The sequence below is a fragment of the Enterobacter sp. J49 genome (assembly GCF_002148625.1).
In the GTDB taxonomy this organism is placed as follows: Bacteria; Pseudomonadota; Gammaproteobacteria; order Enterobacterales; family Enterobacteriaceae; genus Enterobacter; species Enterobacter ludwigii.
This window is the reverse complement of the sequence record NZ_MWPY01000035.1, coordinates 64,602-83,572: the sequence shown is the minus strand read 5'-3', so window position 1 is coordinate 83,572 and position 18,971 is coordinate 64,602. Positions and strand designations below refer to the sequence as shown.

15 protein-coding genes are annotated in these 18,971 nt (G+C 55.5%); 8 read left to right on the top strand and 7 right to left on the bottom strand.

The genetic code is table 11. The annotated features are described in order from the left end of the window. Position 1: 1 nt before the first annotated feature. The gene (gene rapZ, locus BJP35_RS16600; protein WP_014171820.1) at positions 2–856 is read left to right on the top strand and encodes an RNase adapter RapZ; all 855 of its coding nucleotides are present in this window, start codon (positions 2–4) and stop codon (positions 854–856) included. After that, positions 853–1,125 carry a PTS phosphocarrier protein NPr gene (npr, locus tag BJP35_RS16595; protein ID WP_086463432.1) on the top strand — a complete coding sequence of 91 codons (273 nt, stop codon included), beginning with the start codon at positions 853–855 and terminating at the stop codon, positions 1,123–1,125. The genes rapZ and npr overlap by 4 nt, the downstream gene beginning before the upstream one ends. A gap of 38 nt (positions 1,126–1,163) precedes the next feature. On the opposite strand, the gene mtgA is transcribed toward npr, so the two are convergent. The 5 genes from mtgA to lptF form a co-directional block, all read right to left on the bottom strand. Next, a complete protein-coding gene (gene mtgA / locus BJP35_RS16590; RefSeq protein WP_014171821.1) occupies positions 1,164–1,889 on the bottom strand; it encodes a monofunctional biosynthetic peptidoglycan transglycosylase in 726 nt (241 codons plus the stop codon). Beyond that, entirely contained in the window at positions 1,886–2,539 is a 654-nt protein-coding gene (elbB, locus tag BJP35_RS16585; protein WP_032670144.1) for an isoprenoid biosynthesis glyoxalase ElbB, read from the bottom strand. Before elbB ends, mtgA begins: the two co-directional genes overlap by 4 nt. A 231-nt stretch (positions 2,540–2,770) precedes the next feature. Further along, positions 2,771–5,104: an aerobic respiration two-component sensor histidine kinase ArcB gene (gene arcB, locus BJP35_RS16580; RefSeq protein WP_047743780.1), complete on the bottom strand. Its 2,334-nt coding sequence runs from the start codon at positions 5,102–5,104 to the stop codon at positions 2,771–2,773. Positions 5,105–5,239: 135 nt separating this feature from the next. Further along, positions 5,240–6,322, bottom strand: a complete 1,083-nt coding sequence (gene lptG, locus BJP35_RS16575; RefSeq protein ID WP_014171824.1) for an LPS export ABC transporter permease LptG — start codon at positions 6,320–6,322, stop codon at positions 5,240–5,242. After that, a complete protein-coding gene (lptF, locus tag BJP35_RS16570) occupies positions 6,322–7,422 on the bottom strand; it encodes an LPS export ABC transporter permease LptF (protein ID WP_014171825.1) in 1,101 nt (366 codons plus the stop codon). The genes lptG and lptF overlap by 1 nt, the downstream gene beginning before the upstream one ends. 266 nt (positions 7,423–7,688) lie before the next feature. On the opposite strand from lptF, the gene pepA reads away from it, so the two are divergent. The 5 genes from pepA to BJP35_RS16540 all read left to right on the top strand — a co-directional run bounded on the left by pepA (position 7,689) and on the right by BJP35_RS16540 (position 14,340). Further along, a complete protein-coding gene (gene pepA, locus BJP35_RS16560) occupies positions 7,689–9,200 on the top strand; it encodes a leucyl aminopeptidase (protein ID WP_014171826.1) in 1,512 nt (503 codons plus the stop codon). Positions 9,201–9,311: 111 nt separating this feature from the next. Next, positions 9,312–9,755 (top strand): DNA polymerase III subunit chi, encoded by a 444-nt coding sequence (gene holC / locus BJP35_RS16555; protein ID WP_008502815.1) that lies wholly within the window; start codon positions 9,312–9,314, stop codon positions 9,753–9,755. Continuing rightward, complete coding sequence (locus BJP35_RS16550; RefSeq protein WP_047743782.1) at positions 9,755–12,610, top strand: valine--tRNA ligase; 2,856 nt, start codon at positions 9,755–9,757, stop codon at positions 12,608–12,610. Before holC ends, BJP35_RS16550 begins: the two co-directional genes overlap by 1 nt. A gap of 123 nt (positions 12,611–12,733) precedes the next feature. Next, positions 12,734–13,237: a GNAT family N-acetyltransferase gene (locus BJP35_RS16545; RefSeq protein ID WP_020883521.1), complete on the top strand. Its 504-nt coding sequence runs from the start codon at positions 12,734–12,736 to the stop codon at positions 13,235–13,237. Between the two features lie 83 nt (positions 13,238–13,320). Then, positions 13,321–14,340, top strand: coding sequence for an NAD(P)-dependent alcohol dehydrogenase (locus tag BJP35_RS16540; protein WP_020883520.1), 1,020 nt, complete (start codon positions 13,321–13,323; stop codon positions 14,338–14,340). Positions 14,341–14,421: 81 nt separating this feature from the next. Here the strand turns inward: BJP35_RS16540 and BJP35_RS16535 are convergent, their stop codons facing one another. Further along, entirely contained in the window at positions 14,422–16,068 is a 1,647-nt protein-coding gene (locus BJP35_RS16535; RefSeq protein ID WP_047743785.1) for a glycerone kinase, read from the bottom strand. 137 nt (positions 16,069–16,205) lie between these two features. Between BJP35_RS16535 and BJP35_RS16530 the strand changes: the two genes are divergently transcribed. Continuing rightward, positions 16,206–17,708 carry a helicase HerA-like C-terminal domain-containing protein gene (locus BJP35_RS16530; RefSeq protein WP_047743787.1) on the top strand — a complete coding sequence of 501 codons (1,503 nt, stop codon included), beginning with the start codon at positions 16,206–16,208 and terminating at the stop codon, positions 17,706–17,708. Here the strand turns inward: BJP35_RS16530 and BJP35_RS16525 are convergent. Beyond that, positions 17,688–18,629 carry a TIGR01212 family radical SAM protein gene (locus BJP35_RS16525; RefSeq protein WP_121335019.1) on the bottom strand — a complete coding sequence of 314 codons (942 nt, stop codon included), beginning with the start codon at positions 18,627–18,629 and terminating at the stop codon, positions 17,688–17,690. The genes BJP35_RS16530 and BJP35_RS16525 overlap by 21 nt on opposite strands. Positions 18,630–18,971 lie beyond the last annotated feature (342 nt).

Here is an 18,971-nt window from a genome sequence, read left to right as displayed (position 1 = left end):
CATGGTGCTGATGATTGTCAGTGGCCGTTCAGGGTCCGGGAAATCCGTGGCCCTGCGCGCGCTGGAAGACATGGGGTTTTACTGCGTAGATAACCTGCCGGTCGTGCTGTTGCCCGACCTGGCACGCACGCTTGCGGAGAGGCAAATCTCTGCCGCCGTCAGCATCGACGTTCGTAACATGCCTGAATCGCCAGAAATTTTTGAACAGGCAATGAGCAACCTGCCTGATTCATTCTCGCCTCAGCTGCTGTTCCTCGATGCAGACCGCAATACTCTGATCCGTCGCTACAGCGATACCCGTCGTTTGCATCCGCTTTCCAGCAAGAACCTCTCGCTGGAAAGTGCTATCGACGAAGAGAGCGATCTGCTGGAACCGCTGCGTTCCCGTGCTGACCTGATTGTCGATACGTCCGAAATGTCCGTGCATGAGCTGGCGGAAATGCTGCGTACCCGTTTACTGGGCAAACGCGAGCGTGAACTGACGATGGTGTTCGAGTCATTCGGCTTTAAGCACGGTATTCCTATCGATGCGGATTATGTTTTCGACGTGCGCTTCCTGCCGAACCCGCACTGGGATCCGAAGCTGCGTCCAATGACCGGTCTCGATAAGCCCGTCGCGGCCTTCCTCGACAGACACACAGAAGTTCACAATTTTATCTACCAGACGCGAAGCTACCTTGAGCTATGGTTACCTATGCTGGAGACAAACAATCGTAGCTACCTGACCGTGGCGATTGGCTGTACCGGTGGTAAACATCGTTCGGTCTATATCGCCGAACAGCTGGCCGACTATTTCCGCTCACGCGGGAAGAACGTTCAGTCCCGTCATCGCACGCTGGAAAAACGTAAAACATGACCGTAAAACAAACCGTTGAGATCACCAATAAGCTGGGCATGCATGCACGTCCGGCGATGAAACTGTTTGAGCTGATGCAGGATTTCGATGCAGAAGTTCTGCTGCGTAACGATGAAGGTACCGAGGCGGAAGCGAACAGCGTGATTGCGCTGCTGATGCTGGACTCCGCCAAAGGCCGCCAGATTGAAGTAGAAGCTACCGGTCCACAGGAAGAGGAAGCGCTGGCGGCGGTGATAGCGCTGTTTAACGCCGGGTTTGACGAAGACTAACGCCTCTTTCATGGCGGGTAGCGCTACGCTTACCCGCCTTACATCAATTTATTTCTCGCCATAAACCCTTCTCCTCCCAGCTGCCGCATCTGGCGCATGATCCACGCCTGTCGGTTTCGCACATAGCCTGAGGGGGCATCAGCTTTAAAGCGAATTGGGTTAGGCAAGACCGCGGCCAACAGCGCAGCTTCAGAGAGGCTCAGCCGGCTGGCAGGTTTATTGAAATATCGCTGCGACGCGGCTTCGACACCAAACACGCCATCACCAAACTCGGCAATGTTCAGATACACCGTCAGAATACGTTTCTTGCTCCAGACCGTTTCCATCCCCAGGGTCAATCCGGCTTCCAGCCCTTTTCGCACCCAGCTGCGGCCATCCCACAAAAACAGGTTTTTGGCCGTCTGTTGTGACAGCGTCGATGCGCCGCGCACGCGGTTTTCATGGCGTTCATTATGGGCGAGCGCTTTCTCGATTGCCGCCACGTCAAACCCCCAGTGCTCCGGGAATTTCTGATCCTCCGCCGCTATCACCGCCAGCCCCATCCAAGGGGAGATTTCATCTGTGCTCACCCAGTCAGAGTGGGCAACATAGCTGAAGTCACCGGTGAACCACGCGCTCAGCTGACGCTCAACCATCACGGCAGAAAACGGAACCGGCAGAATGCTGAATAATGCCAGTCCGCCGCCCCAGAACACCGCCAGCACCAGCACGGCACGCCAAAGAATACGTTTTACCCAGGCGCCTGCGGCGAATTGACGCCTCATTCAGTCAGCACCAGCACTCTGGCCACCAGCTTTTCAATGCCTGAAGCGGCTTCCGCGATAGTCTGCGCCAGCATATACGCGGGTGTGGTGACGATTTTATTGTCTTCATCCACCACAATGTCATCCACCGGACAAGGGATATGCTCGCCCCCCATCTCCTCGATGATTTCCGCTGTATCAATATCGGTCCCGATGGTCAGGCGCAGCGGGAAATCAAAAATTGTCGGAAGCATGGCCGGAGCGATGCAGATAAAGCCCTGCGGTTTACCCGCCGCATGCATGGCCTGTGATAATGCTTTTAAATGCGGATCAACCTGACACCCGGCGCCTTGCGTGGCAAACGTGCTGAGGTTTTTAGCCGCCCCAAACCCGCCCGGCACAATTAACGCATCAAGCTCTGCGGCGTCCGCCTGAATCAGAGGATGAATTTCGCCACGCGCAATACGCGCGGCTTCAATCAGGACGTTACGGGTTTCCGCCATCGGCTCCCCGGTCAGATGATTAATGACATCAGCCTGATTTTTGTCTGGCGCGAAGCAAATGACTTCAGCCCCCTCTCTTGCCAGGGCCAGCAATGTGATGACGGCTTCGTGTATCTCAGAACCATCGTAAACGCCACATCCGCTCAGTACGACACCAATCTTTTTCATCATGACGATCCTTCTCTGCAACTCGCTGAAGCACATAATTAATTTTGATTAAAACGCTATGCTTCACACATTTCACTGATTCCTGTAACAAACCATTTAAGATTTGCTATCTTATTTGCGTGCGGCCTAAATTTTCAGGCGGCGCCCATACGAAAACAACACAAAAAAACAGGCGCAGCCACAATTTCCCTGGTGTTGGCGCAGTATTCGCGCACCCCGGTTAAGCCGGGGTCATTTTTTTCTGGCGTCCACCCAGGCTTTAAGCACCGCCACATCGTTCTGCCACTCTTGTTTCATCTCTTCAACCCAATCACCTACGTTATCTTCCCAGGCAGGTAAATCAGGTGACTGAATCTGTTGTCCCAGCTGCTGCAGGTGACGTAAGCCGACCGAGCCGGCCGCACCTTTGATTTTATGCCCTTCTTCCACAATGCCTTTCTGATCCCGCGCTGTCAGATTTGACTCCAGCACGCTCAGATAGCCCGGCATCATTTTTTCAAATACTGCCAGACCGTCGGTAATCAGTTTTGGGCCAACCAGATCGATGTACTGCTCCAGCATCGCGGTATCGAGTATCGTTTGGGCTTTCGCGCTATCCACAGACGTCATGGTGTTCTCCTCTTCATCATGGGTATCCCAGAACTTCTTGATCATGGCGGTCAGGGCAGGCACCGCCAGCGGCTTGCTAAGTACATCATCCATACCGGCATCGAGGTACTCTTTTTTATCTTTCAGCACGTTCGCCGTCAACGCCACCAGCGGCGGCAGTTCGTCGGCAGCGTACTGACTCGTCAGTTCACGGGAAATATCCAGCCCGGTCATGTCCGGCAACTGAATATCCAGCAGAACGAGATCATATTCACTCGGCTTAAACATCTCCAGCGCGGCTTTACCGGTCATCGCCACATCTACACTGTTGCCCAGTTTTTCCAGGACAGAGCGTGCGACAATTACGTTAAGCTCAATATCTTCCACCAGCAGGACATGCAGCGCAGGCAGCGGCATATCGTCGTTTTCGAAGGTATCTTCCACCTCTTCCGCCACCGCCGGCGCGTGCACCGTCAGCGTGAAGGTTGAGCCTTTGCCCGGATGGCTGGCGACGGTAATATCACCGCCCATGCTCTTCGCAAGGCGTTTAGACACCGCCAGACCAATTCCCGTGCCGGTAGCGGGCTTGCCACCGTTGCTGTCCTTCACCTGATAGTACATCGCAAAGATTTTGTCCTGCTCTTCCTGCGGAATACCAATGCCGGAGTCTTCCACCTCAAAGTGCAGCATGTCGCCCTGGTCATAGCGGATACGTACCGAGACCTGCCCCTTCTGGGTAAATTTGACCGCATTGCTGATAAGGTTCCACAGGATCTGGCGCAGACGCGTGCCGTCGGTAACCACCTTGTGCGGCAGCGGCAGCGTGGGATCCATGACAAAGCTCAGCCCCTTCTGCTGCGCCTGCAAACCCGACAGGTTTTCCAGATCGGCAAGGAAACCGGTGAAATCAACCGGCTGGTTATCAAGCTGCACTTTGCGGCGTTCCATCTTATCCATATCGATAATATCGTTGAAGATATTCCCCAGCGTGACCGCTGAGACATGGATGGTTTTGAGGTATTTTTCCTGTTCTGCGGTGAGATCGGTGTCCAGCAGAATGCGGCTCAGGCCGACAATTCCGTTAAGTGGCGTACGCAGTTCATGGCTGATGGTGGAGATGAAGGTGGTTTTATCGCGGCTGGCACGTTCAAGGGCATCCTGATAGCGCTTACGCTCGGTGATATCGCGGCCAAACCCCATCAGACCGTGGCGTTTCCCCACGCGGTCGTAGTACGGCACCTTCCGGATCTCAAAGCAGGCTTTGCGCCCGTCGGGGTAATCCAGCCACTGTTCATAGGTCAGCGAAACGTTATGACGGAACACTTTTTCGTCCGTCTCCATCACTTTGGCGGCCGCCTCTTCGGAGTATACGTCCTGCGGCTTCAGGTGAATCAGCTGCTTCTCGCTCTTCCCGGTCAGCAGTTCCATCGCCCGGTTACAGCCGGAAAACTCTTTATCTTCATTACGGTAGAAAACCAGATCCGGTGATGCATCAAGGAACGAGCGCAGGAAAGAGGATTGCTGCTCAAGCTGGATCTGCGTCACCTCACGCTCTTTCATTTCGATTTTCAGCTGCTCCAGCGTCGCCTGGCGCTCAGCCTCCGCCTTCTCACGATCCGAAATCTCCTGGTTCAGTTGGGCGATATTATCCTTTAGCTGAACGTTGAGCTTCAGATCGCGATCGCGCATCTCTTCCAGTTTATCGACCAGTTTTGACAGGCGCTGACGGGACTCCTCTAGTTGTTCAACCACCACGGAGAGGAAATAGACCGCCCAGGGTGTAATCAGCAAGCCAAAGAAGATGGAGCGGATCACGTCGATACTCTCGACCTGACCGTGCAGAACCATGGTTACGGCCATCTGCACGACAATGGCCAGAACGACCAGCGCCAGTGCCAGCAGCATGGAGAAACGCACCAGCCCAAGCTTCATCATCAGATCGACGTAGTACTGGGCCAGCATTCGAATTTGCTTCATAGAGGATCCCTTCACGACTTTATCGCTCAATAATACTCAAATTCGCGGCGGGGCGTTGAAGGTTGTGAGAAAAAGTGCGGGGTGAAACAGGAGATTAGCCTCGCTTCCGGTTCTCCGGAAGCGAGGAGAGGTCTGTCAGGAGCGTTTCAGCATCAGCCAGAGGCTGATCAGGAAGAAGCTGGCACTTGGCAGCAGTGCGCCGATAACAGGCGGAATGCCATAAACCAGCGTCAGCGGGCCGAAGATCTGATCGAGAACGTAGAATACAAAGCCGAAGCTGATCCCGGTCACCACGCGCACGCCCATCGGCACGCTACGCAACGGGCCAAAGATAAACGACAGTGCCATCAGCATCATCACCGCCACGGACAACGGCTGGAAGATTTTGCTCCACATGTTGAGCTGATAACGTCCGGCGTCCTGTCCGCTCGACTTCAGGTATTTCACGTAGTTGTGCAAACCACTGATGGAGAGAGCGTCAGGATCCAGCGCCACCACGCCGAGTTTGTCCGGCGTGAGTTTGGTTTTCCACATGCCCGACACCGTCTGAGAGCCGGAGATCTGTTTTGGATCGGTCAGGTCTGACTCATCCACCTGCGACAACCGCCACTGCTTATGCTCGGCGTCAAACTTGGCCGAAGAGGCGTGACGCACGGAGAGCAAACGACGATCGTTATTGAAGGTGTAAATACTCACGCCCCCCAGTTCGTCATCGCCCTTCACACGTTCGATATAGACGAAGCTGTCACCATCTTTTGCCCACAACCCTTGCTGCGTTGAGAGCAATGAGCCACCGTACATCGCCTGCGCACGATAGTTACGCGCCATCTGCTCACCCTGCGGTGCCACCCACTCGCCAATTGCCATGGTCAACAGCACCAGCGGGATCGCGGTTTTCATCACCGACAGCGCAACCTGCATACGGGTGAAGCCCGAAGCCTGCATAACAACCAGTTCACTGCGCTGTGCCAGCATCCCTAAGCCCAACAACGCACCCAGCAGGGCCGCCATCGGGAAGAAGATCTGCACATCTTTTGGCACGCTGAGCAGGGTATACATGCCCGCACCCAGCGCGTCATAGCTCCCCTGCCCGGCTTTTTTCAACTGATCGACAAATTTGATAATGCCGGAGAGCGACACCAGCATGAACAACGTCATCATGATGGTGGAAAAAATAGTTTTACCGATATAGCGGTCAAGAACGCCAAACGCCTGCATTAGAGGGCTCCTTTACGCGAGAAGCGGGCACGAATGCGGCGCACAGGCACCGTATCCCACAGGTTGAGTCCCACCGCCAGCAGCAGATACAGACCATTGACCACCCAGGTCCAGACGAACGGGTCAATTTTACCCTTACCACCGTTAGACTTAATTGAGGTCTGCAACAGGAAGAACACCAGGTACAGCAGCATGGCTGGCAACATTGACAGCACGCGTCCCTGACGTGGGTTAACCACACTCAGCGGAACGACCATCAGAGCCATCATAAATACGGCGAATACTAGCGTGATACGCCAGTGCAGTTCGGCACGCGCACGGTTGTTGTCCGTATTGAACAGGGTACGCATATCCATTTGCTCGGTATCACTTGGATCGAGCGCCACGGTCTGGTGACCAATAATGGCCTGGTAGTTCTGGAAATCGGTGATGCGGAAATCGCGCAGCATCGCAGTGCCTTCGAAGCGCGTGCCTTTATTGAGCGTCACCACCTGAGAGCCATCTTTACGCTGTGACAGTTGACCCGAATCGGCCACCACGACGGAAGGACGGGCATTCCCTTTGGTGCGGAGCTGCGCAAGGAACACATCGTTAAAGCGGCTACCATCCACGCTTTCGATAAAGAGAACAGAATTCCCGTCCGTCGCCTGCTGGAACTGGCCCTGCGCCAGTGCGGCCATACCCGGGTTTGCTTTGGCTTCTGCCAGCACTTCATCCTGGTGACGGGAAGACGTTGGGCCCGCCCACATCACATTCACCGCCGCAACGATACCTGTGAAAAGCGCCAGAACCATAGCGGCTTTCACCAGTACGGCTTTACTCAAGCCGCAGGCGTGCATCACGGTGATTTCACTCTCGGTATAAAGCTTGCCGAGCGTCATGAGCAGACCGAGGAAAAGACTTAGCGGCAGGATAAGCTGCGCCATTTCCGGGATCCCTAAACCAAGCAGGGAAAGCACCAGATTCGTAGGAATTTCGCCGTCAACGGCCGCACCGAGGATCCTGACCAGCTTCTGACAGAAAAAAATCAGCAGCAGGATGAAGAGGATCGCCAGCTGGCTTTTGAGCGTCTCCCGCACCAGATATCTTATGATTATCACTTTAAATACGCCCGTAAAAACCCGTCTCTTTGCTGGAAAATCGCTTGTTTCATGGCTTAAACGTCATTTATTCTCTTGAGTCGTCGAAATCATCGCTAAGATTAAAACATCCGGCGGATTCACGCTTCAGGACTTTTTCTGACGTGTCGAAACCGTAGTAACGTAAGATTAACACGAAGTCACCACAACAGCGGACATGAGTTACGAAAGGTTTCAATTCTATCTGTAGCAGCCGCTGTTGTCTTTAAGATTCAGGAGCGTAGTGCATGGAGTTCAGTGTAAAAAGCGGTAGCCCGGAGAAACAGCGGAGTGCCTGCATCGTTGTGGGCGTCTTTGAACCACGCCGACTCTCCCCGATCGCCGAGCAACTCGATAAGATCAGTGATGGCTACATCAGCGCCCTGCTGCGCCGTGGCGAACTGGAAGGCAAACCTGGGCAGACGCTGTTACTGCACCATGTTCCAAACGTATTGTCCGAACGTATTCTGCTGATTGGCTGCGGTAAAGAGCGCGAGCTGGATGAACGTCAGTATAAGCAGGTTATTCAGAAAACGATTAATACGCTGAATGATACCGGCTCAATGGAAGCCGTTTGCTTCCTGACTGAGCTGCACGTCAAAGGCCGTAACACCTACTGGAAAGTGCGTCAGGCGGTCGAAACGGCAAAAGAGAGCCTGTACAGCTTCGATCAGCTGAAAACCAACAAAAGCGAGCCACGTCGTCCGCTGCGTAAGATGGTCTTTAACGTACCGACCCGTCGCGAGCTGACCAGCGGTGAACGCGCTATCCAGCACGGTCTGGCGATTGCTGCCGGGATTAAAGCCGCAAAAGATCTGGGCAATATGCCGCCTAACATCTGTAACGCAGCCTATCTGGCCTCTCAGGCACGTCAGCTGGCTGACGCCTACAGTAAGAATGTCATCACCCGCGTCATCGGCGAACAGCAGATGAAAGAGCTGGGAATGCACTCCTATCTGGCAGTCGGCAACGGCTCCCAGAATGAGTCGCTGATGTCGGTTATCGAGTACAAAGGTAACCCGTCTGAAGATGCGCGTCCGATTGTGCTGGTTGGTAAGGGTCTGACCTTCGATTCCGGCGGTATCTCCATCAAGCCTGCCGAAGGCATGGACGAGATGAAGTACGACATGTGTGGTGCAGCAGCAGTGTATGGCGTGATGCGTATGGTGGCGGAACTTCAGCTGCCGATAAACGTCATTGGCGTGCTGGCGGGCTGTGAAAACATGCCTGGCGGTCGTGCGTACCGTCCGGGTGACGTTCTGACGACCATGTCCGGCCAGACCGTTGAAGTGCTGAACACCGACGCCGAAGGCCGTCTGGTGCTGTGCGACGTGCTGACCTACGTTGAGCGCTTCGAGCCTGAAGCGGTCATTGACGTGGCCACGCTGACCGGTGCCTGTGTGATTGCGCTGGGCCATCACATCACAGGGCTGATGTCGAACCACAATCCTCTGGCGCACGAGCTGATTGGCGCGTCCGAACAGGCCGGCGACCGCGCATGGCGTCTGCCGCTGGGTGACGAGTACCAGGAACAGCTGGAGTCTAATTTCGCCGATATGGCGAACATCGGCGGTCGTCCTGGCGGGGCAATCACTGCGGGCTGCTTCCTTGCGCGCTTTACCCGTAAGTACAACTGGGCGCATCTGGATATCGCAGGTACCGCCTGGCGTTCCGGTAAGGCCAAAGGCGCAACCGGTCGTCCGGTCGCGTTACTGTCGCAGTTCCTGCTCAATCGTGCGGGTTTTAACGGCGAAGAGTAATTGCCGTCAGATGCCCGGTAGCGCTACGCTTACCGGGCCTACGGAAAGATGCCGTTTGTAGGCCGGGTCAGCCCGGCCTTGCATTTAAATCCACAACAAGAAGCCCCATATATGAAGAATGCAACGTTCTACCTTCTGGACAACGACACCCATCAGGACGGCCTCAGCGCAGTTGAACAACTGGTGTGTGAAATTGCCGCAGAACGTTGGCGCGCAGGTAAACGCGTTCTGATTGCCTGCGAAGATGAGCAGCAGGCCATCCGCCTTGACGAAGCACTCTGGGCACGCCCGCCGGAGAGTTTTGTTCCGCATAATCTGTCTGGCGAAGGCCCTCGTGGCGGCGCACCGGTAGAGATTGCCTGGCCGCAAAAGCGCAACAGCAGCGCGCGCGATATTCTGATTAGCCTGCGGATAGATTTTGCAGATTTTGCCACCGCTTTCACAGAAGTGGTAGACTTTGTCCCTTACGAAGAATCTTTGAAACAACTGGCGCGCGAACGCTATAAAGCGTACCGCCTGGCTGGTTTTAACCTGAATACGGCAACCTGGAAATAATGGAAAAGACATATAACCCACGCGATATCGAACAGCCGCTTTACGAGCACTGGGAACAGCAGGGCTATTTCAAGCCTAACGGCGATGAAAGCAAAGAGTCCTTCTGCATCATGATCCCACCGCCGAACGTCACCGGCAGTTTGCATATGGGTCATGCCTTCCAGCAGACCATCATGGATACCATGATCCGCTACCAGCGCATGCAGGGCAAAAACACCCTGTGGCAGGCGGGGACTGACCACGCGGGTATCGCGACCCAGATGGTGGTTGAGCGTAAAATTGCCGCTGAAGAAGGTAAAACCCGCCACGACTACGGTCGCGACGCGTTCATCGATAAAATCTGGCAGTGGAAAGCAGAATCCGGCGGTACCATCACCCGTCAGATGCGCCGTCTTGGCAACTCCGTGGACTGGGAGCGCGAGCGCTTCACCATGGACGAAGGCCTTTCCAACGCCGTTAAAGAAGTGTTTGTCCGTCTGTACAAAGAAGATCTGATTTACCGTGGCAAGCGCCTGGTAAACTGGGACCCTAAACTGCGCACCGCTATCTCCGACCTGGAAGTGGAAAACCGTGAGTCTAAAGGCTCCATGTGGCATATCCGCTATCCGCTGGCCGACGGCGCTAAAACGGCAGATGGTAAAGATTACCTGGTGGTAGCGACCACCCGTCCGGAAACCCTGCTGGGCGATACCGGCGTGGCCGTTAACCCGGAAGATCCGCGTTATAAAGATCTGATTGGCAAATTCGTGGTGCTGCCGCTGGTTAACCGCCGCATTCCCGTTGTGGGCGATGAACACGCCGACATGGAAAAAGGCACCGGCTGTGTGAAAATCACCCCGGCACACGACTTCAACGACTACGAAGTGGGTCGTCGTCACGCCCTGCCAATGATCAACATTCTGACGTTCGACGGTGATATCCGTGAAAGCGCGGAAGTGTATGACACCAAAGGTAACGAATCCGACGTTTACTCCAGCGACATTCCGGCTGAATTCCAGAAAATGGAACGTTTTGCCGCGCGTAAAGCGATTGTCGCTGCAGTGGATGCACTCGGCCTTCTGGAAGAGATCAAACCTCACGATCTGACCGTGCCGTACGGTGACCGTGGTGGTGTTGTTATCGAGCCAATGCTGACCGACCAGTGGTACGTGCGCGCCGACGTGCTGGCGAAACCGGCTGTTGAAGCGGTCGAGAACGGCGACATCCAGTTCGTGCCGAAGCAGTATGAAAACATGTACTTCTCCTGGATGCGTGATATTCAGGACTGGTGTATCTCCCGTCAGCTGTGGTGGGGCCACCGTATCCCTGCCTGGTACGACAGTGAAGGCAACGTCTATGTTGGCCGCAGCGAAGATGAAGTTCGTCAGGAAAACAACCTGAGTGCCGATGTCGCCCTGCGTCAGGACGAAGATGTACTGGACACCTGGTTCTCCTCCGCACTGTGGACCTTCTCCACGCTGGGCTGGCCGGAGAACACCGACGCGCTGCGTCAGTTCCACCCAACCAGCGTGATGGTGTCCGGCTTCGACATCATCTTCTTCTGGATCGCCCGCATGATCATGATGACCATGCACTTCATCAAAGATGAAAACGGCAAGCCACAGGTTCCGTTCCATACCGTCTACATGACCGGTCTGATTCGTGACGACGAAGGCCAGAAGATGTCCAAGTCCAAGGGTAACGTTATCGACCCGCTGGACATGGTTGACGGTATCTCCCTCGAAGAGCTGCTGGAAAAACGTACCGGCAACATGATGCAACCGCAGCTGGCAGAGAAGATCCGCAAGCGTACTGAGAAACAGTTCCCGAATGGGATCGAACCTCACGGTACTGACGCCCTGCGTTTCACTCTGGCGGCACTGGCTTCAACCGGTCGTGACATCAACTGGGACATGAAGCGCCTGGAAGGTTACCGTAACTTCTGTAACAAGCTGTGGAACGCCAGCCGCTTCGTGCTGATGAACACCGAAGATCAGGATTGCGGCTTCAACGGCGGCGAGATGACCCTGTCTCTGGCCGATCGCTGGATCCTGGCAGAGTTCAACCAGACGGTAAAAGCCTTCCGCGAAGCGCTGGACAGCTACCGCTTCGATATCGCGGCGGGCATTCTGTATGAATTCACCTGGAACCAGTTCTGTGACTGGTACCTTGAGCTGGCAAAACCGGTAATGAACGGCGGTTCTGACGCGGAACTGCGCGGTACGCGCAACACGCTGATTACCGTTCTGGAAGGTCTGCTGCGTCTGGCGCACCCGATTATTCCATTCATCACCGAAACCATCTGGCAGCGTGTGAAAGTGATTGCCGGCATCAACGCCGACACCATCATGCTGCAGCCGTTCCCGGAATTCGATGCAGCGAAGGTCGATGAAGCGGCGTCAGCCGATACCGAATGGCTGAAACAGGCGATCGTGGCGGTACGTAATATCCGTGCCGAAATGAATATCGCCCCAGGTAAACCTCTGGAGCTGCTGCTGCGCGGTTGCAGTGAGGCTGCTGTTCGCCGTGTCACCGAGAACAACACCTTCCTGAAAACCATGGCGCGTCTGGAAAGCATCACCGTGCTGCCTGCGGATGACAAAGGTCCGGTATCCGTGACCAAAATCATCGACGGCGCCGAACTGCTGATCCCGATGGCAGGTCTTATCGACAAAGACGCTGAGTTGGCTCGTCTGGCAAAAGAAGTGGCTAAGGTCGATGTGGAAATTGGCAAAATCGAAAGCAAACTGGCGAACGAAGGCTTTGTTGCCCGCGCGCCGGAAGCGGTTATCGCGAAAGAGCGTGAGCGTCTGGTTGCCTTCGCCGATGCCAAGACCAAACTGATCGAGCAGCAGGCGGTTATTGCAGCCCTGTAATGCTTTTACCCCTTACGCTTCAGGGCGTAAGGGGTATCCTTCCTGAAAACTCCTCGCTTGCGCTCCCTTTACTGCGGTGCTATTAACAGCAGTTGTGTGTCAATTTTTGTAATGAGTAAGACTATGAGCGTGATTACCCCCGTCGCGACGACGATGCGTCGGATCACTGAGCAGGACAACCCGGCTATTGCCGCCGTTATCCGAACGGTTTCCGCAGAGTATGGCCTGACCGCCGACAAAGGCTATACCGTTGCCGACCCGAATCTGGATGAGCTGTTTCAGCTGTACAGCCAGCCGGGCTACGCCTATTGGGTTATTGAGCAGAACGGTCAGGTGGTGGGCGGCGGTGGCGTGGCACCTTTAAGCTGCAGCGAGCCGGATATCTGCGAACTGCAAAAAATGTATTTCCTGCCGTCGGTACGCGGGCAAGGGCTGGCGAAAAAGCTGGCGCTTATCGCCCTTGAACATGCGCGTACTCAGGGTTTTAAACGCTGTTACCTGGAAACAACCGCCTTCCTCAAAGAGGCCATTGGCCTGTATGAACATCTGGGCTTTACGCATATTGATGCGCCGCTGGGCTGTACCGGCCACGTCGATTGCGAAGTCAGGATGCTGAAAACTCTGTAAAGGGCATTCCTGCCCTCTTCTGTTAAGCGACTGTAAACTGAATGCTCTACACTCTCAGTTCACACCATAACGGGGGAAACACGATGTCGAAGATAAAAAGCTACGCCGCACCGCAGGCGGGTGCAGAACTTGAGCTGTACGAATACGATGCGGGCGACCTAAAAGCAGAAGACGTCGAAGTGCAGGTTGATTACTGCGGGATCTGCCACTCCGATCTCTCCATGATCGACAATGAATGGGGCTTCTCACAGTATCCACTGATTGCTGGCCACGAAGTCATTGGCCGCGTTGTGGCGCTCGGTAGCGCCGCACAGGACAAAGGGCTGAAGGTCGGCCAGCGCGTGGGTATTGGCTGGACGGCGCGCAGCTGTGGTCACTGCGATGCCTGTATCAGCGGTAACCAAATTAACTGCCTCGAAGGCGCAGTCCCTACCATTCTGAACAAAGGCGGTTTCGCCGATAAACTGCGTGCCGACTGGCAATGGGTTATTCCCCTGCCGGACAGCATTGATATCGAATCTGCCGGTCCGCTGCTGTGCGGCGGTATCACCGTATTCAAACCGCTGCTGATGCATCATGTCACCGCCACCAGCCGTGTGGGTGTCATCGGGATTGGTGGTCTGGGCCATATCGCAATCAAACTGCTGCACGCGATGGGCTGTGAAGTCACGGCGTTTAGCTCGAACCCGGCCAAAGAGAAAGAAGTGCTGGCGATGGGGGCGGATAAGGTAGTCAACAGCCGCGATCCGCAAGCGCTCAAATCGCTGGCAGGTCAGTTTGATCTGATCATCAATACCGTTAACGTCGATCTCGACTGGCAACCGTACTTTGAAGCGCTGGCCCACGGCGGTAACTTCCACACCGTCGGTGCGGTGATGAAGCCGCTGCCGGTGCCTGCGTTTACGCTGATCGGGGGGGATCGCAGCGTCTCCGGTTCCGCAACCGGTACGCCGTTCGAATTGCGCAAACTGATGAAGTTTGCCGGACGCACTAAAGTGGCGCCCACCACCGAACTGTATCCGATGTCTAAAATCAACGAAGCTATCCAGCATGTGCGTGACGGTAAAGCCCGTTATCGCGTGGTGTTGAAAGCGGATTTTTGATGTGAACGCGCGGGGTGCGTTCGGCCTGATTGCACGCATCTCCACCCTCTCCCGTCGGGAGAGGGTGTAATCCTCAAAACGCTACCGTTTTGCTGCGGTCATTGCCTTGAACACCTCTGCCACCGCCACGGCCCCCGGGTCGGTCACACCCTCCAGGTTCTCTTTGTTGACATACGACGAACGTCCGGCCCCCGCTTTCACCATATTCGCTGTCGCCTCAGCGCCCGCGCTCGCAGCCTGCGCAGCAGCCTGAAGGTCGCCTTTCTGCAATGCCTCCAGCGCCGGTTGCAGGGCATCGATCAAGGTGCGATCGCCAAGATCTGCCCCACCATACTGCTTCATCTGCGCCAGCCCGCTTAAGAGCGCTTCCGGCAACGGCTGACCGTCGTGCAACGTCTGCCCGGCAGCGGTAAAGAAGATCGACATCAGAACACCGCTTGAGCCCCCCATAACCGTTGCCAGCCGCTCGCCAACCAGCAGCAACAGCGTCGACACATCATTTAGCGGAAGCTGTTTCTTCTCCAGACGCTGCGCAATATCCCGCGCCCCTTGCGCAAAGGTAGAGCCCGTATCGCCATCACCCACTTTGGCATCCAGCGCATTGAGGCGGTTTTCCAGCTGGATCAGCGTCTGCGTGACCGTGGAGACGATCTCTGCGACCCGTGGATTGTCCGAGGCGGTATATTCCACGCGGTCATGGATCGCGCTATGTTCCTGCACGCGCAGCGGCGCAAACGCCACCGGCTTCTGCCAGCCCAACGTCTCCACCTCTTCATGGAGAGCTTTTTCGAACAGATCGTTAAGCTTCAGCAACGTCAGCGAAAAGCCTTTCATATCCAGGGCACTCACCAGCGGTGCCGGACCAATCAGATAAGCGATATTCTCTTTCAGCGCTGAATGGGCCAGCTCTTTGGTGAGCAACGCCATCTCCAGCGCCGACACGCCGCCGAGGTTATTGATAAGCACCGCAAAACGCCCGTTACCGGCCTGCGCTTTGAGCGGCTCGACCAGCGTGTCGATAATGGCTTTGCTGTTTTGCGTATCGACAACCGAGGCACCAGGCTCGCCGTGGATCCCGAGCCCCAGCTCCACGTGCCCCTGCTTGATCCGCCCCTCTTCATCATCACTGCCCGGCAGGTTACAGGTTTGCATTGCCACGCCCAGGCTCCAGAGATTATCGCAAGCCTGTTGCGCGATATCGCGCACCTCGGTCAGTGATTTGCCGTGCTCTGCCGCATAGCCCGCGATTTTATGTACCAGTGCCGTACCGGCGATACCGCGCGGCTGCTTGTTATCCGGCAGGGCAATATCATCGGCGACAATGACCATCTCGACCTTCAGGCCATAGCGCTTGGCTTTTTCTGCCGCCAGGCCGAAATTAAGCCGGTCGCCGGTGTAATTTTTCACGATCAGCAGACAACCCCGATCGCCCGTTACCGCCACAATGGCGTTCAGCACCGCATCAACACTCGGCGAAGCAAAAAGATCCCCGCACACCGCTGCCGTGAGCATCCCTTTGCCGACAAACCCGGCGTGTGCAGGTTCGTGACCAGAGCCACCGCCTGAAATGACCGCCACCCGGCTTTTATCCCAGTCGCTGCGCGCCACCACCCGAATGGCCGGGTCGATATCAAGTTTGACGAGATTAGCGTGTGGTGCCGAAATCAGTATGCCTTCGATGGCGTCGTTGACCAGCTGTTTGCGATCGTTAAAGAAGAATCTGGACATAGTTTTCCAAAATTTTGTGAACCGTATGCAAAAGCATAGTCCGCGCTGGATAATGCGCCGCAAAGTCAGCAATTTACTCAGCCATTTTGCCGTCAGGTTGCCTATACTCGACCGAGGACTAAGAGAGGAAGCGCATTATGAGTACACCATTGTTAATTGCCCGCACGCTGGACAAAGAGCTGTTTTTACTGTCCGCGATGGCCAACCGCCACGGTCTCATCACCGGGGCCACCGGGACGGGGAAAACCGTGACCCTGCAGAAGCTGGCAGAGTCGCTTTCAGAGATCGGCGTACCGGTCTTTATGGCCGATGTAAAAGGCGATTTAACCGGTGTGGCTCAGGAAGGCACTCCGTCCGAAAAACTGCTCTACCGACTCAAAAATATCGGCATCACGGACTGGACACCGCACAACAATCCGGTCGTGTTATGGGATATCTTTGGTGAGAAAGGTCACCCGGTACGTGCAACCGTCTCCGATCTCGGTCCGCTGCTGCTGGCTCGTCTGCTCAACCTCAACGACGTGCAGTCCGGTGTGCTGAACATCATCTTCCGTATTGCCGACGACCAGGGTCTGCTGCTGCTTGATTTCAAAGATCTGCGGGCCATTACCCAGTACATCGGTGATAACGCCAAATCGTTCCAGAACCAGTACGGTAATATCAGCAGCGCCTCAGTCGGTGCCATCCAGCGCGGGTTACTGACCCTGGAGCAACAGGGTGCCGAACATTTCTTTGGCGAGCCGATGCTGGATATCAAGGACTGGATGCGCATCGACAGCAACGGGAAAGGCATCATCAATATTCTGAGCTCAGAGAAGCTTTACCAGATGCCGAAGCTCTACGCCGCCAGCCTGCTGTGGATGCTCTCTGAACTGTACGAGCAGTTACCTGAAGCCGGCGATCTCGACAAACCCAAGCTGGTCTTCTTCTTCGACGAGGCGCACCTGCTGTTTAACGATGCGCCTCAGGTTCTGTTGGATAAAATTGAACAGGTGATCCGCCTGATCCGCTCTAAAGGCGTCGGCGTCTGGTTTGTTTCGCAAAACCCGTCCGATATTCCTGACAACGTGCTGGGACAGCTTGGCAACCGCGTACAGCATGCCCTGCGCGCCTTTACGCCGAAAGATCAGAAGGCCGTTAAAGCCGCCGCACAAACCATGCGAGCGAACCCGGCATTTGATACCGAAGCGGCCATCCAGGCGTTGGGCACCGGTGAAGCGCTTATCTCTTTCCTGGATGCAAAAGGCAGCCCGTCCGTTGTGGAGCGCGCAATGGTGATTGCCCCTTGCTCCCGGATGGGGCCCGTGACGGACGATGAACGCAACGGCCTGATTAACCGCTCCCCGCTGTATGGTAAGTATGAGGACGACGTGGATCGCGAGTCGGCATTCGAGATGCTGCAAAAAGGGGTTCAGGCCACCACCGAATCCCAGGACGCGCCTGCCGCCAAAGGCCAGTCTGTTGCCGTGGACGATGGCATCCTGGGCGGGCTTAAGGATATCCTGTTTGGTACGACCGGACCACGCGGCGGCAAACGCGATGGCGTCGTGCAGACCATGGCGAAAAGTGCAGCGCGTCAGGTCACGAATCAGATTGTACGCGGCATGCTGGGGAGCCTGTTAGGGGGTCGTCGCCGGTAAGCGGGGAACCCAGGGGCGACCAAGCGCCGATCCCTGTACGCCGTGCTCTTGCAGATAACGGTCGATTTCAACCATCCCCGTCCAGCGGTTCTCACACCAGAGCGGTGCAAGAAGCGTTGGACGACGGGCGCTGGCGGAGATGCGGTGGTAGACAATCTCCGGCGGGGTGTGCCGAATCATCTCCCCCGCCGTCATCGTATACGCATCAAGCTCAATACCGGTTAAGCGCCCGGCTTCCCAGGCTTTGGCCATGATACTGCCCTTTACGATATGCAGTGGATGCAGCTTAATTCCGTCCACACCGGTCTCGACCACCTTTTCCAGTGTCTCAAGACCGTGCTGCTGCCCTTCGCCTGGCAGGCCGACAATCAGGTGCGAGCACACCTTTAGCCCACGCTCACGCGCGAGACGTGTGGTGCGCTGGTAACAGGCGAAATCATGTCCACGGTTGATGCGGTGCAGAGTTTTGTCGTGCGCACTTTGCAGGCCCAGCTCCAGCCAGATCTCATACCCCTGCTCCTTGTACTCGCTGAGCAGGTCCAGTACCGCTTCCGGCACGCAGTCCGGGCGGGTGCCCACACACAGCCCTACGATACTGGCCTGACTTACCGCCTGCTGATACATGGAACGCAAGACCTGTACTTCCGCCCATGTGCTGGTGTAGGCCTGGAAATAGGCCAGATACTGTTTCGCACGGTTGACCAGACTCGCCTGATGGGACAGCTGTTCGACGATGGAATGATGCTGCTGCGCTTCGTCAGCAAAAGACGCCACATTACAGAAAGTACAGCCCCCGCGCCCGATCGTCCCGTCACGGTTCGGGCAGCTAAAACCGCCATGCAGCGTCAGCTTGTGAACCTTTTGCCCATAACGCTGCAAAAGATCCCCACCAAACATATTGACTAATTTCTGTAACTGCATAATCTGATAGACCGTCCCAAAGAAAGGGGACAAGCCTGCCATTTTTAGCCTCTGTCGGCGATGACCTGGATCAATCGCCCTGGACGGCCTTTATCTCTATGAATAAATACTCAGGATTACTGCAATTTCATTCACGCCAGTTGTGATTACTTTTCCTTATGTTCTGATTGTTTTTTTCACTTATAGCGCCAGCACTGAAAAACAGTGACTTTATGCGGGTTTGCATTTCATCGTAGAGAATTATTCTGCTAAAAAACGGCTATTCAGCACGCTACATCGATAATACCGCTTTCATATAGTGAGTCAGATCACACTCCGCTGCGTCTCACCACAGCTTACAAA

What these genes read in the sequence shown, in the direction of transcription:
- rapZ (WP_014171820.1), top strand. Translation starts at nt 2, where the DNA reads ATGGTGCTGATGATTGTCAGTGGCCGTTCAGGGTCCGGGAAATCCGTG.
- npr (WP_086463432.1), top strand. Translation starts at nt 853, where the DNA reads ATGACCGTAAAACAAACCGTTGAGATCACCAATAAGCTGGGCATGCAT.
- mtgA (WP_014171821.1), bottom strand. Translation starts at nt 1,889, where the DNA reads ATGAGGCGTCAATTCGCCGCAGGCGCCTGGGTAAAACGTATTCTTTGG.
- elbB (WP_032670144.1), bottom strand. Translation starts at nt 2,539, where the DNA reads ATGAAAAAGATTGGTGTCGTACTGAGCGGATGTGGCGTTTACGATGGT.
- arcB (WP_047743780.1), bottom strand. Translation starts at nt 5,104, where the DNA reads ATGAAGCAAATTCGAATGCTGGCCCAGTACTACGTCGATCTGATGATG.
- lptG (WP_014171824.1), bottom strand. Translation starts at nt 6,322, where the DNA reads ATGCAGGCGTTTGGCGTTCTTGACCGCTATATCGGTAAAACTATTTTT.
- pepA (WP_014171826.1), top strand. Translation starts at nt 7,689, where the DNA reads ATGGAGTTCAGTGTAAAAAGCGGTAGCCCGGAGAAACAGCGGAGTGCC.
- holC (WP_008502815.1), top strand. Translation starts at nt 9,312, where the DNA reads ATGAAGAATGCAACGTTCTACCTTCTGGACAACGACACCCATCAGGAC.
- BJP35_RS16550 (WP_047743782.1), top strand. Translation starts at nt 9,755, where the DNA reads ATGGAAAAGACATATAACCCACGCGATATCGAACAGCCGCTTTACGAG.
- BJP35_RS16545 (WP_020883521.1), top strand. Translation starts at nt 12,734, where the DNA reads ATGAGCGTGATTACCCCCGTCGCGACGACGATGCGTCGGATCACTGAG.
- BJP35_RS16540 (WP_020883520.1), top strand. Translation starts at nt 13,321, where the DNA reads ATGTCGAAGATAAAAAGCTACGCCGCACCGCAGGCGGGTGCAGAACTT.
- BJP35_RS16535 (WP_047743785.1), bottom strand. Translation starts at nt 16,068, where the DNA reads ATGTCCAGATTCTTCTTTAACGATCGCAAACAGCTGGTCAACGACGCC.
- BJP35_RS16530 (WP_047743787.1), top strand. Translation starts at nt 16,206, where the DNA reads ATGAGTACACCATTGTTAATTGCCCGCACGCTGGACAAAGAGCTGTTT.
- BJP35_RS16525 (WP_121335019.1), bottom strand. Translation starts at nt 18,629, where the DNA reads ATGCAGTTACAGAAATTAGTCAATATGTTTGGTGGGGATCTTTTGCAG.